This is a genomic window from Aeromonas sp. FDAARGOS 1402 (assembly GCF_019046925.1).
GTDB classification, from domain to species: domain Bacteria; phylum Pseudomonadota; class Gammaproteobacteria; order Enterobacterales; family Aeromonadaceae; genus Aeromonas; species Aeromonas caviae.
The window spans coordinates 4,366,934-4,379,370 of sequence record NZ_CP077201.1 but is presented as its reverse complement, the minus strand read 5'-3'; the positions used below and the strand labels follow the sequence as shown (position 1 = coordinate 4,379,370).

The 12,437-nt window shown below is 58.4% G+C and carries 15 protein-coding genes and 1 pseudogene; 10 read left to right on the top strand and 6 right to left on the bottom strand.

Annotated features, from left to right (window positions below):
- The first annotated feature begins 13 nt into the window (after positions 1-13).
- Entirely contained in the window at positions 14-166 is a 153-nt protein-coding gene (locus I6L32_RS20445) for a hypothetical protein (RefSeq protein WP_082189310.1), read from the top strand.
- On the opposite strand, the gene I6L32_RS20440 is transcribed toward I6L32_RS20445, so the two are convergent.
- A complete protein-coding gene (locus tag I6L32_RS20440) occupies positions 163-1,353 on the bottom strand; it encodes an HD-GYP domain-containing protein (protein ID WP_216944406.1) in 1,191 nt (396 codons plus the stop codon). The two genes, I6L32_RS20445 and I6L32_RS20440, sit on opposite strands and share 4 nt — an antisense overlap.
- Positions 1,354-1,525: 172 nt before the next feature.
- Between I6L32_RS20440 and rsuA the strand changes: the two genes are divergently transcribed.
- Positions 1,526-2,218, top strand: a complete 693-nt coding sequence (gene rsuA, locus I6L32_RS20435) for a 16S rRNA pseudouridine(516) synthase RsuA (protein ID WP_216944405.1) — start codon at positions 1,526-1,528, stop codon at positions 2,216-2,218.
- 101 nt (positions 2,219-2,319) lie between these two features.
- Here the strand turns inward: rsuA and I6L32_RS20430 are convergent, their stop codons facing one another.
- Complete coding sequence (locus tag I6L32_RS20430) at positions 2,320-3,222, bottom strand: DMT family transporter (protein ID WP_216944404.1); 903 nt, start codon at positions 3,220-3,222, stop codon at positions 2,320-2,322.
- A 289-nt stretch (positions 3,223-3,511) separates the two neighbouring features.
- Here I6L32_RS20430 and I6L32_RS20425 point away from each other — a divergent pair, with 289 nt between their 5' ends.
- Positions 3,512-5,149, top strand: coding sequence for a peptide ABC transporter substrate-binding protein (locus I6L32_RS20425; protein WP_102948627.1), 1,638 nt, complete (start codon positions 3,512-3,514; stop codon positions 5,147-5,149).
- Between the two features lie 82 nt (positions 5,150-5,231).
- Here I6L32_RS20425 and tnpA read toward each other — a convergent pair whose 3' ends face one another.
- Complete coding sequence (tnpA, locus tag I6L32_RS20420; RefSeq protein ID WP_021141233.1) at positions 5,232-5,636, bottom strand: IS200/IS605-like element ISAs26 family transposase; 405 nt, start codon at positions 5,634-5,636, stop codon at positions 5,232-5,234.
- Between the two features lie 57 nt (positions 5,637-5,693).
- Here tnpA and I6L32_RS20415 point away from each other — a divergent pair, with 57 nt between their 5' ends.
- Together I6L32_RS20415 and I6L32_RS20410 are read left to right on the top strand one after the other, a co-directional pair.
- The gene (locus tag I6L32_RS20415) at positions 5,694-6,920 is read left to right on the top strand and encodes an RNA-guided endonuclease TnpB family protein (protein ID WP_216944403.1); all 1,227 of its coding nucleotides are present in this window, start codon (positions 5,694-5,696) and stop codon (positions 6,918-6,920) included.
- A 52-nt stretch (positions 6,921-6,972) separates the two neighbouring features.
- Positions 6,973-7,257 (top strand): annotated as a pseudogene (locus I6L32_RS20410) (metallophosphoesterase family protein); the annotation flags it as partial.
- Between the two features lie 43 nt (positions 7,258-7,300).
- On the opposite strand, the gene I6L32_RS20405 reads toward I6L32_RS20410, so the two are convergent.
- From I6L32_RS20405 to flgA, 3 genes are all read right to left on the bottom strand, one after another.
- Positions 7,301-7,717 carry a flagella synthesis protein FlgN gene (locus I6L32_RS20405; protein WP_010675299.1) on the bottom strand — a complete coding sequence of 139 codons (417 nt, stop codon included), beginning with the start codon at positions 7,715-7,717 and terminating at the stop codon, positions 7,301-7,303.
- The gene (gene flgM / locus I6L32_RS20400; protein WP_042864123.1) at positions 7,714-8,034 is read right to left on the bottom strand and encodes a flagellar biosynthesis anti-sigma factor FlgM; all 321 of its coding nucleotides are present in this window, start codon (positions 8,032-8,034) and stop codon (positions 7,714-7,716) included. Before flgM ends, I6L32_RS20405 begins: the two co-directional genes overlap by 4 nt.
- Before the next feature lie 94 nt (positions 8,035-8,128).
- Positions 8,129-8,734: a flagellar basal body P-ring formation chaperone FlgA gene (flgA, locus tag I6L32_RS20395; protein ID WP_029314756.1), complete on the bottom strand. Its 606-nt coding sequence runs from the start codon at positions 8,732-8,734 to the stop codon at positions 8,129-8,131.
- Between the two features lie 237 nt (positions 8,735-8,971).
- On the opposite strand from flgA, the gene I6L32_RS20390 reads away from it, so the two are divergent.
- The 5 genes from I6L32_RS20390 (at position 8,972) to I6L32_RS20370 (ending at position 12,432) form a co-directional block, all read left to right on the top strand.
- Positions 8,972-9,883 (top strand): chemotaxis protein CheV, encoded by a 912-nt coding sequence (locus I6L32_RS20390; RefSeq protein WP_053288335.1) that lies wholly within the window; start codon positions 8,972-8,974, stop codon positions 9,881-9,883.
- Positions 9,884-9,900: 17 nt separating this feature from the next.
- Positions 9,901-10,725 (top strand): protein-glutamate O-methyltransferase CheR, encoded by an 825-nt coding sequence (locus I6L32_RS20385; protein WP_124813437.1) that lies wholly within the window; start codon positions 9,901-9,903, stop codon positions 10,723-10,725.
- A gap of 61 nt (positions 10,726-10,786) precedes the next feature.
- Positions 10,787-11,188 (top strand): flagellar basal body rod protein FlgB, encoded by a 402-nt coding sequence (flgB, locus tag I6L32_RS20380; RefSeq protein WP_124813436.1) that lies wholly within the window; start codon positions 10,787-10,789, stop codon positions 11,186-11,188.
- Complete coding sequence (gene flgC / locus I6L32_RS20375) at positions 11,185-11,604, top strand: flagellar basal body rod protein FlgC (protein WP_005329775.1); 420 nt, start codon at positions 11,185-11,187, stop codon at positions 11,602-11,604. Before flgB ends, flgC begins: the two co-directional genes overlap by 4 nt.
- Positions 11,605-11,694: 90 nt before the next feature.
- Positions 11,695-12,432, top strand: coding sequence for a flagellar hook assembly protein FlgD (locus I6L32_RS20370; RefSeq protein WP_102948625.1), 738 nt, complete (start codon positions 11,695-11,697; stop codon positions 12,430-12,432).
- The last annotated feature ends 5 nt before the right edge of the window (positions 12,433-12,437 follow it).

The following is a 12,437-nucleotide window of genomic DNA, read 5'->3' as shown; positions in this document are numbered from 1 at the left end:
TCAAGGTGAAGACTTGCGCCGCGCGGTGCGCTGGCTCAGCGAACACCATCAACACGACATCCGGGCCATCGAAGAGGCCTGCCTGCGCTTCGATCTCTCCCCGCTGGATGAGGAGTTCCTGATTCGCCATTGCCGCGAGCAGCAGCCAACAAGCCGGACAGGTTAGACGAAGTTGGCCAGGTTGATGCCAAACTCCTTGGGGTCCACCGTGCTCTCTATGGTCTCCTGAACCCCGTTTTTGGCGAGATCCAGCCACTGCACCTCGAGATAATGGCGATGGCCTGCGTGATAGATCACCTTGACCACGGGCTTGAGCGGTTGCTGTTCGTTGCGCTGCATCACGATGGCCAGGCGCTGGTTGGAGAGCAGCACCAGGGTACCCACCGGATAGACCCCCATGCACTTGATGAACCTGGTTACCAGGTCGGCATCAAAATGCAGATCAACCCCCTTGAGCAGAATGCGAAACGCCTGGGTTGGCTGCATGCCCTGTTTGTATACCCTGTCTGCCGTCACCGCATCGTAGACATCGACGATGCCGCTCATGCGGGTGTAGAGGGAGAGCTGATCCCCCTTGAGGCGCCGCGGGTAGCCGGTGCCATCGATCCGCTCGTGATGGTTGGCGGCCACCTCCAGCATGATGGGGGTGATGCCGGCGGTGGCGGCCAGGATGTCGTGGCTGTGGACCACGTGCTCGCGCATCACCTCCAGCTCCTCATCGGTGAGCTTGCCCGGTTTGTTGAGCACCTCGTCCGGGGTCATGATCTTGCCTACGTCGTGGAGCAGGCCACCCAGGGTCAGCTCCTTGAGCACGCTGCGATCCAGCCCCAGGTAGCGGCCGAAGTGCGCCAGGAGGATGGCGACATTCATGGAGTGCTCCATCAGGTAGGCATCCTTGGCACGGATCCGCGCCAGACAGAGCATGGCATCGCCGTGGGTGAACATGGTATCGACCATCTCTTCGGCCACGGCGGCAAGGGGCGTGATGTCGATGGGCTCACCGGCCTTGAGATGGCGAATGAACTTGCCCTGGAGTTCGCGCGCTTCCTGATAGAGCCGACGGATCTTGAGCTCGCGCCCTTCACCACTGCCGATCTGACGAGAGGAGCCCGCCCCGTTTGTCACCACATCCGCCGGGCTTGCCGTGCCCCCTCCCGGCAGCTTGCTGCGGGCAAGATCCACCCGCACCGTCAGCACGCCGCGCCGGATCAGCGCCTCCACCTGTTGAGGGTTGGTCACCATGCCCGTCTGGGCAATTTCCATGGCGCCGGTCTGGCTGGCAATGGCAATGACATACATGCCAGGTTTCAACTGGCAGACGGGGATGACGGGGTGAGACTTCGTCGGCTTCATGGGTACATCCTGGGCTTATTATTATGTGTGATGTCGGTCTGCTGACGGCAGTCTATCACTGGCACATCATGGCGTCAGGCGCCATCTTGAGTCCCTGTCGCTTAGTACTGGTGTTGTCGGGTCTGACCGATATAATGTCGCCCCCAATCATGATGGATTCCGAGGTTTTTGCATGCGGCTCGACAAATTTCTTTGCGATTGCTCCGATTTGACCCGTTCCCAGGCGGGCAAGCTGATCCGTCAGGGGGAAGTGCTGGTAGACGGCGTGCTGGTCAAGCAGCCCGCCTTTCACATCAATGAGCAACACCAGATCGAGTTTGACGGTGTCACCTTGACCCTGAACCTGCAGAATCGCTACTTCATGCTGCACAAGCCTGAAGGATATGTCTGCTCCAACGAGGACCCGGATCACGCCACCGTGTTCCACCTGCTCGACGAGCCGGCCATGGGCAAACTGCACGTGGTGGGGCGCCTCGATCTCGATACCACCGGGCTGGTGCTGATCACCGATGACGGCCAGTGGTCCCATCGCATCATGTCGCCCCGGCACGAGTGTGCGAAGACCTACCATGTCTGGCTGGCTGATCCCGTGAGTGAAGAGGCCATCTCGCTCTTTGCCGACGGTATCTACCTGCGCAACGAGAACGACAAGACCCGCCCTGCGGAGCTGGAAATCCTGGACGATCGGGAAGCACGCCTGACCATCCACGAGGGCAAGTATCACCAGGTGAAGCGGATGTTCGCCGCCATCGGCAACAAGGTGATCGGGCTGCATCGGGAACGCATCGGCGATCTGGCTCTGGACGATGAGCTGGCACCGGGGGAATACCGGGAGCTGACCGAAGAGGAAGTGGCTCTGTTCTAGGGGCGCGATCGCCTCTCTCCCTGTCCGGCACGGGGGAGCATCGGCGGCTCAGTGCCGCCGATGGGCGTGTTGGTCCTTCCTTCTTGCAGGAGAGACGGGGCTCAGTTCCCCATTCCGAGCACCAGGGCCGTGCCCAGGGTGGCGAGCAGGGCACCGGCCCAGGCGGGGAGCGAGGGACGCATCCCCGAGTGCCACCACAGCAAGGGCAGCAGAATGACCGGCGTGGTGGAAGACAAGATGGCCACCATGCCCACATCTCCCTGACGCAGGGCCACCAGGATCAGGGTCATTCCCAGCGTCATCGCCAGAAATCCGTTGATGCCTATCATGCCGAGCACTTGCCGGTTGATGGGGTTGTGCGGCATGGCGAGCGGCAGGCGCAGTGCCCGCAAGACGCAGTGTGCCAAGAGGGCGCTGCCCATGCGCACGCCGGAAGCGCTCACCGCGTCCACGGTGCCGCTCATCATCACCGGCTTGGCGATGATGGCTCCGAGGCTCTGGCACAGGGCTGCGGTGAGGCCAAGGGCTATGCCGACCACGAGGCGGCCGCGCACCAGCTCCCATTCGTTCTGCGGGTTGTCGCCACGACGACCAAACAGGATGGCGAGCATGACTCCGGCCAGGACCAGCAAGGCGCCCGGCAGGCGCCAACCATCGAGCTGCTCGCCAAAGAGCCAGAGCCCGAGCAGGGCGGAGAAGAGGGCGTGGCAGGAGAAGAGCAGACCGCTGCGCCTGGGGCCGAGTCGGTTCATGCAGGCAAAGAGGGCGGTGTCGCCGACGAAGATGCCGATGAGGCCGGAGAGGGCCAGCAGGGGAAGGGCGCTCTCGGTGAGGGTCTGCCAGCCTCCCGTCACCAGACTTGCGCTGGCCAGCATCAGGCTGACCAGGAACATCCGCCAGCGGCTGTAGGCAAAGGCCCCCAGATGGCGAGCCGGTTTGACGGAGATGAGGGCGGCGATCGCCCATAAACTGGCGGCAGCCAGCGCCAGCCATTCGTAACCCATAAAGACCCCTGAAACGGTAGACGACAACCGGACCTACAGGCGACATATCACCCCGGGCCGATTGCTTACGGGGCAGGGGAGCGTGCCTTCTTGCTGTCGCACGCACCCGTGGCCGCTATGTCGTCATAAAACCATGAAAAAAATAGCCCGGAAGACTCCCTCTATCGGGCAGGCCCGATACAATACGGGCCGTCTTCGGGGATAACAAGCGCGGCATCATGCATTCGTTTCCAGGCGCGCCGCCGGCCTTCTCCCTATTGCAGTCAAAAGAATTGAACGAGGTTAATGTATGTTTTACCGTTTCGCCGTCAGGCCAGCCCGTCGCTGGCTATCTCCCTTACTGCTTGGGTTGATGGCGGTGCCGCCGTCACTGGCTAGTAGCGTGGTTGAGCAGACTTACATTTCAGATAGACAAACCCTGGTCAAAGGCAATGGCGCCGAACCCGAGTCCCTCGATCCGGCCCTGATCCGCTCCGGCTTCCCAGGGGAGGTGGTGCTGGTGGACCTGTTCGAGGGGCTGGTGAGCGAGGATGGACAGGGCATGATAGTGCCCGCCCAGGCCCAGCGCTGGGAGACCAGCGAGGATGGACTGGTGTGGCGTTTCTTTCTGCGTCCCCAGCTCAAATGGTCCAACGGCGAGCCCCTCACAGCCCGGGATTTCGTCTACGCCTGGCGGCGGCTGCTGAATCCGGCGCAGGCTTCCCCCTCCGCTGGCCTGTTGCTGGCGACCGGCATCAACAATGCCCAGTCCATTTATGCCGGTGCGCTCGATCTCGATGCCCTGGGGGTGGAGGCAGAAAGCGACCAGATCCTGAAAGTGACCCTGGAGCGTCCCGTTCCCTATTTCCTGCAACTGGTCAGCCAGCGTCCCTTCGTGCCGGTCAACGAACGGGTCATCACCCAGTTTGGCAAGCAGTGGACCCAGCCAGGCAAGATGGTGAGCAATGGCCCTTACAAGCTGGCGAGCTGGGTGGTGAACGAGCGCATCGAAGCCGAGCGCAACCCCCAGTACTGGGATGACGCCCATACCCGGATCCAGCGGGTGACCTACCTGCCGCTCGCTTCCCAGCATGGGGAGCGGCTGCGTTACGAAGCGGGGGAGATCCAGCTCACCAACAAGGTGGCGCTGGAGTACTACCAGAAGACCATGCAGGAGGCACCGGGGCGGATCTGGGGTTTGCCGCTGCTTGGCACCTATCTTTATACCTTCAATCTCAATCTCCCTGAATTGCAGGATGTGCGGGTGCGCCAAGCGCTCTCCATGGCCATTGATCGCTACCTGCTGACCGAGAAGGTGAGCGGCCAGGGAGAACGTCCTGCCTGGTCATTGCTGCCCGCCATGCCAGGTTATGACGAACTGGATATCCCCCTCTCCCGGGAAGACCAGTCAACTCGGTTGGCCCGCGCAGCCGCGCTGTTGGCCCAGGCAGGCTACAACAGCGCCCATCCTCTCAGGTTGACACTGACCTACAACACGTCGGAGAACCACAAGAAGCTGGCTCTGGCGGTGGCGGCCATGTGGAAACCGCTGGGGGTAGAAGTCTCCCTCAACAACATGGAGTGGAATGCTTATCAGGTGGCCAAGAACAGTGGTGATTTCATGCTGGCTCGTTCATTTTTGTTTGGTGATTATGTCGAGCCGTCGTCCATGCTTGGCAGTTTCCGCTGCCAGGATCCCCAGAACGAGAGCGGCTACTGCAACCCCGTCTTCGATGGTCTGCTGCAGCAGGCCTCCGAGACCCTGGATGCCAACGTTCGGTCCGGGATCTATCATCAGGCCGAGCAACTGCTGATGGAGGAGGTGCCCGTCATCCCCGTCTATCACTACAACCAGATGAGACTGGTGGACCCGGCACTGCGCGGCTTGCCGAGCCGCAACCTCAAGGGCGCCATCGCCACCAAGGATCTCTATTTCAGCCAGCCATGAGGAGTGTGGAATGAAGATTGCCATCTTAAATGCGAAAGGGGACTCCCTCCGACGTAGGTGGGAGGGGAATTTCGCCGGGGCGTCAGCCCCGCTGGTTTTGAATGTATTGCTTGATCACCTCCAACGGTGCTCCGCCGCAAGAGCCCGCAAAGTAAGAGCGTGACCAGAGTACGGGTTTGCTGTAAGCACCTCTCAAGTCCAGAAATTCATTACGCAGTCGCCTTGATGTGACCGCCTTTAACGAGTTCACCAGTACCGATAGCTGTACCGTTGGCGCGTACTCTATCAGCATGTGAACATGATCAGCCTCTCCGTCACACTCTTTCAGTTCCGCACCAAAATCTCTGCAAACCTCTGCCGCACACTGACCGAAGGAGGCGTGATGCAGATCCCCCAATATCGGCTTTCGATACTTGGTGATAAACACCAAATGTACGTGCAAAGCGTAGGCCGCATGGCGTGATTTATTAATTTTAGTGAATTGCATTCTGTCACTCAATCGGGCTTAATAGATATGGCAATAATGCTACACACTGAGCGCCAAATGCAAATTCTGAAAGCCTACAAATTCCGACTCGAACCGACCGAACAACAAGCGCAACGCCTGCGCCAGTTGGGCGGTTGTGCTCGTTATGTCTGGAATCACGGGCTGGCAGAAACCAAACGCATTCTGGATGCTGGCGAAAAACTGCCTTCTGCCTTTGAGCTGAACAGGATGCTCACCAGTTGGAAGAAAGACCCAGAAATGGCCTTTCTGGCCGAGGCATATACCGACAACCTCCAGCAGAAGCTCAAGGATTTGCATGGCGCGTGGATGCGCTGCTTTAATAAGAAACTCGCCGCCAAGGCACCCGTATTCAAGAAAAAAAGCGACAACCGCGACGCTATCCGGTTCGTCAACTTCGACAAGTATTGCCGCCTTGAAAAGGGTCGCGTGAAGCTTCCTGCCGGGCTGGCGTGGGTCAAGTTTCGCCAGTCCCAGCCAGTTGCAGGAAAAATTAAAAACGCGACCGTCAGCCAAGCAGCCGGGCACTGGTATATCTCCTTTCAGGTCGAGCAGGAGACGTCCGAGCCAATTCACCCCTCCGGCTCAATGGTCGGGCTGGATGCGGGGATCGCCAAGCTCGCAACCCTGTCAGATGGCACGGTGTTTGAGCCCGTCAACAGCTTCAAAACCAATCAGACCAAGCTGGCAAGGCTCCAACGCCAGTTGAGCAAAAAGGTAAAGTTCAGCAGCAACTGGAAGAAACAAAAAGCCAAGATCCAGCGGCTGCACTCACATATCGCCAACACCCGCCGCGATTACCTTCACAAGGTCACAACGACTATCAGCAAAAACCACGCGATGATCGTCATTGAGGATTTGAAGGTTGCCAGCATGTCAAAATCAGCAGCAGGCACGACCAGTCAGCCGGGGCGCAACGTCCGGGCAAAATCAGGGCTGAATCGTTCGATATTAGATCAGGGCTGGTTTGAGCTGCGCCGCCAGCTCGAATACAAGCAGGCATGGCGAGGTGGTCAGGTGTTGGCGATAAACCCGGCCTACACCAGCCAGCAGTGCGCCTGTTGTGGGCATACTGCGAAGGATAACCGCCAGACGCAAAGCCAGTTTAAATGCGCTGCGTGTGGTTATGAGGCGAACGCCGATGTGAACGGCGCTCGCAATATTTTAGCGGCGGGACACGCCGTTTTAGCCTGTGGAGGCGCGGTGCAATCAGGCCGCCCGATGAAGCAGGAACCCGGTACTGCGCGAGCAGCTATCACCCAGTAATGGGAATCCCCCTCCTGTGACGCGAAGCGCTAAGGTGGGGGAGGATGTCAACACGGCGCCCTACAACCAGCTACTGGTGGATGGGCGGCGTTGGTTTGTCAGCCACGGTCATCTCTATGAGTCCGGCAACGTGCCCCTGCCAGCAGGGAGCCTGTTCATCAGCGGTCATACCCATGTGCCTGTGCTGCGCCAGGAGGGAGAAATGATCCTGATGAACCCGGGGTCTATCTGTTTTCCAAGGGGCGAGTGGGTGGCCAGTTATGGGTGCTATGACGAGGGCTGCATGAACATCCATGCCTGCAAGGATGGAGAAACCCTGATGCAGCTGGTGCTCTGATGAGGGGCTGACAAGGAGAGGAAACCAGAAGAGGGAGAGGAGATCAGGCCTTGATCCCGAAAGAGCGGGTGCCTGAGCGGGTATTGCCTTTGGCGTCATAGGTCAGGGAGCTGCTGTCTCTGAGCTTGCTGAGGAAGCTGGCGAGACGGCGATTGGAGACAATGCTGAGTTCGAGCAGACGTCCGTTGAGGTTGTTCTGCTCCTGACAGGCTTCCAGCTTGGCTTGAAGGGCCTGCAATTGGGTCGGGAAGGCGCCCAGCTGTTGCTGCAGGTCGGGTAGCTCTGCCAGAGTCTTGTCCAGCATCTCGATGGCCACCAGCAGTTGTTGCTTGCGATCGGCGAGTGCCGGCAACGCAAGGGCCCGGTGAGCCTTGAGGAGGTCGAACTCCTCTGCCAGCAAGCCTTGCATCTGGGAGAGGTTGTCGTCCTGAGCGCGCAGCAGCGAAGGGAGGTCCATCATCCCAACCGTTTATCCAGATCGGCTTCGAAGCTGAACATCTTTCTGGCCACGGCTTCGCTGTTGACCTTGTACTCCCCACTGGCCACGGCCTTCTTCAGGCTCTCGACGCGGCTCTCGTTACCGGTGGAGGCGGTGTTGAGGGTCTTCTGCATCTGTTGCAATTGCTGCGCCTCACTGGTCAAGGAGACAGAGTCGCTCTTGACGGTCGTCGCACGGCTGCTCTCGCTGGAGGTCGCCGACTTGGTGGCTACACCTTGGCTGTTGCCGCTGTTTTGCAGGCGGTTGTTAGCCAAGTTGTTGATATTGTTGATAGCCATAAGGTTTACCTTCGTCTGCTTTGCTGTTCGCTTACCTGTGTATCGGTGACGGCGGTCAGAACTTTAGAAAAAAATTGCGCAGTGCATTCCTGTGTCAGAATGTCACGACCACGGAGCCCACTGCACTGACCTGGCCTTGCACCGTTCTGCCCGAGCGCGTGTTGACAAGCCGGATCATGTCTCCGAAGCTGCCATCTTGCAAGGCGCGGGCCATGGTTTTGATCTGCATGCTGCTGTTTTCAGCACTCAGGGTGACCTGGTCCCCCTTGCAGACCACGCAGACCTGGGTCAGTCTGATTGGCTGGCCCGGTTTGAGCTCACGTTTGCTACGTACCCCGATAAGTGCGGTCGGATCGGTAAGGTAGTCGCCACGGATCAGGGTTTGGTCCTGGTATGCCAAGGTCAGCATCGGTTCGCTCAGGATGTCTCCCTTGGCAACCGGGACGGCGACGGTGACATAGGGTTTCTGGATGCTGACCCGGACAGGGAGATAGAGATCCCAGGATTTATCTCCCTCGCACTTGAGGTAGACGGTGGTGTTGCGACGGATCTCCATCCGGGCGGGGAGGGAAATGGTGAGGGCATCTTCGCAGCGCGTGAGGGGGAGGCGCTCGTCAATGGTGCCGGCCTTGACGTCGGCCTGTGCATCGAGGGGAATATCGAGCTGGTCGAGCACGAACGCCTGTGCCTGTTCTTGCAGATAGTCGGTGACCTCGGACGCCATGGCGTGAGACAGACTGCAAAACGGCAGTAAGATAAGGAAAAGTCTACTAATCATTTTTGCTTACCGGTCGATAAGTTATTCACGTATACCACCGTAGTTAACTATGCTTGCTCCAGAATTATTCTGTTGTTGAAACAACGATGGTCTGATGCAAGCCAATGTGCATGCATAATGATATGCACGATCAGTGCCAAGCATTTTTAGGGAGTGTTTATGGCGAGTGTTCTGGACTCGGTTAACCAGCGAACCCAATTAGTGGGACAAAATAGGCTGGAGCTGCTGCTGTTTCGTCTCAATGGACGTCAAAGATTTGGCATCAACGTATTCAAGGTACGCGAGGTGCTGCAGTGTCCCCCTCTGACCGTCATGCCCAAGCTCAACTCCTGCATTCGCGGCGTGGCACATATCCGTGGCCAGACCATCTCGGTGATCGATCTCAGCATGGCGATGGGCAAGCGCCCCATCCAGGATCTCTCCAAGTGCTTCATCATCATCTCCGAGTACAACCGCTCCATTCAGGGGTTCCTGGTCCACTCGGTCGAGCGCATCATCAACATGAACTGGGAGTCCATTCTGCCGCCACCCAAAGGGGCTGGTCGCATCAACTACATGACGGCAGTGACCGAGGTAGATGGCGAGCTGGTGGAGATCTTGGACGTGGAGCGCATTCTCAACGAGATTTCTCCGGTCTCCACTGAGGTGTCCACCGAGTTGGTGGAAGCAAGCGTGGAGCGCAATCCTCACGGGCGTCCCGTGCTGGTTGCGGACGACTCTTCGGTTGCGCGCAAGCAGGTACAACGTGCACTGGAGGCTATCGGGGTGCAGTGCGTGCTGGCCAAGGATGGACGGGAAGCGCTCAACATGTTGTTGGAGATGTCCAAAAATGGCCCCATACATGATCAGATTGCATTGGTTATTTCAGATATTGAAATGCCGGAGATGGATGGTTATACCTTCACCGCCGAGATCCGCAACAATCCCAACCTCAAGGATTTGCATGTTATCCTGCACACTTCCCTCAGTGGGGTGTTCAATCAGGCCATGGTGCAGAAAGTCGGAGCGAACAATTTCATTGCCAAATTCCAGCCGGATGAATTGGCCAAGGCCGTACAAGGCGCTCTCTAATCAAGAAGAACAACTGCATGAAGACACTTTCGGACGACTTATACAGGCAATTCAGCAATTTTCTGGCACAACATAGCGGCATAGTACTGGGTGACAACAAACAGTATCTGGTTAAAAGCCGCCTGTCGCCCTTGATGACTCAGTTTGGTATCGAGAGTCTGTCTGATCTGGTCACCCGGGCGATGAGCGTGCGCGAGCGGGAACTCAAGATGGCAGTGATCGATGCCATGACCACCAACGAGACTTTGTGGTTTCGCGATACCTATCCGTTCCAGTTATTGAGTGACAAGATTTTCCCGGAGCTTGGTAAGAGCGGTCGCACCATCAAGATATGGTCTGCCGCCTCTTCGTCCGGACAGGAGCCCTACTCCATCGCCATGACGGCGCTGGAGCAGCAAGTTAAACGGCCGGGTAGCATGCCGGGCGGGGTGCAAATAGTAGGGACCGATATATCCAGCACCATGCTGAACCAGTGTAAGGAAGGGATCTACGATAGCCTTGCACTGGCTCGCGGGCTTTCCCCCGAGCGCAAGCGACTCTTTTTCGAACCCTATGGCGACAACAAGATGCGGGTGGTGGAACGTGTCAGAAAATTGACCAGCTTCCGCCCTCTCAACCTGCTGGAGAGCTACAGCCTGCTCGGCAAGTTTGACATCATCTTCTGTCGCAACGTGCTCATCTACTTTGCGCCCGAAGTGAAATCCAAGATCCTCAACCAGTTCGCCAGCAGCCTCAATCCTGGCGGCTACCTGATGCTGGGGGCCTCCGAGTCTCTGGCTGGCCTCACCGATAAGTTCGAGATGATCCGCTGCAACCCCGGCATCGTCTACAAGGTCAAATAACCCCGCTCAATACCCTCTTGGCACACCTCTTGCTAAATATCCATGAAGCAGGAGGTGTGCTATGGCAATTTCATTCGACAAGGCATTTGGTGTTCATCAGTACACGCTGAGCGTGCGCGCCAAGCGTGCCGAGGTGTTGTCCAGCAACATCGCCAATGCGGATACGCCGGGTTTCAAGGCCCGTGACATCAACTTCTCACAAGCGTTGCAGGATGCCCAGGGCCAGCAAGGGTTCGGGCTCAGCACTACCAGCGAGAAGCACTTCGCCTTGCAGATGGATTCCCCGGGCACGGCCCAGTACCGCAATCCCCTGCAACCGGATACCGGTGACGGCAACACGGTGGACGTACAGCAGGAGCGCAGCGAGTTCCTGCGCAACAGCCTTGAATACCAGGCCTCTCTTGAATTCATGAACAGCAAGATAAGCGGCCTGCTCAAGGCACTGAAAGGAGAGCAAGGATGAGTTTGTTCAAGGTCTTTGACATTGCAGGCTCAGCCATGAGCGCGCAGTCCGTTCGCCTCAACACGGTGGCGAGCAACATGGCCAACGCTGACAGCGTCAGCTCCAGCGTGGAAAAAACTTACCACGCCAGGCGGCCAGTCTTTGCCGCCCAGTTGGATCAGGCCATGTCCGACAAGCAGGCCTCGGTCGGGGTGGATGTGAAGGGCATCGTCGAGAGTGATGCGCCCCTGCTCAAGGAGTACAACCCGAATCACCCCATGGCGGACAAGGATGGCTTCATCTTCAAGCCCAACGTCAACATGGTGGAAGAGATGGCGGACATGATAGCGGCGTCGCGCAGCTACCAGACCAACGTCCAGGTGGCCGATGCGGCCAAGAAAATGTTGCAGCAGACCCTGGGTCTGGGCAAGTCCTGACAGAGGTGAACCCGGATGAGAGTGACCCGTGATCGCCTGCCAGGCGGCAACAATCGGCCCAGTGGGCACGCCCTAGAGGGGGGAGCATAAGTGGCAGATACCTATGACAGCCTGCTGGGCGTCAACCGGACGACGTCGGCCCAGACCAGTACGGTCAACACCAGTACCCAGAAAAAGGAGCTGGATCAGGAGTCCTTCCTGAAACTGCTGACCATGCAGCTCTCCTATCAGGATCCGTTCAAACCGGTGGACAACGCCCAGATGCTTTCCCAGATGACCTCGATGTCAACGTCTCAGGGGATCAGCAGCCTCTCCACCCAGATGGAGAGCCTCAACAGCCTGATGACCTCCAGCCAGGCGCTGCAGGCCTCCGCGCTGGTGGGGCAGAACGTGCTGATCCCGTCCAACACGGGTTACGTGGAGAAGGGGGGCACCCTCACGGGGGTCATCGCCACCGGCGATGGCGGCAGCAACATTAAGGTGACGGTGAAGGACGAGAGCGGCCAGGTCATCAGGGAGTTCGCCATTGAAGGGAGCCACAAGGGGAACGTGGCCTTCGAATGGGATGGCAAGGACAAGTCCGGCAACGAGGCCAAGAGCGGCAAGTATTCGATAGAGGCGCATGCCACCGTCGACGGCAAGTCGGAGAGTATCCCCGCCCTGACTTACGCCAAGGTGGAGAGCGTCACCCTGGGAACGAGCACCAACCCCAGCACCCTCAAACTCAAGGGACTGGGCGGCATCTACCTGACCGATGTATTGGAAATTGGCGCGACGACCGGCAAGACCACCACCCAGTCGGCTTCGTCCTCTAACGCAGTGATCTAAGGAGA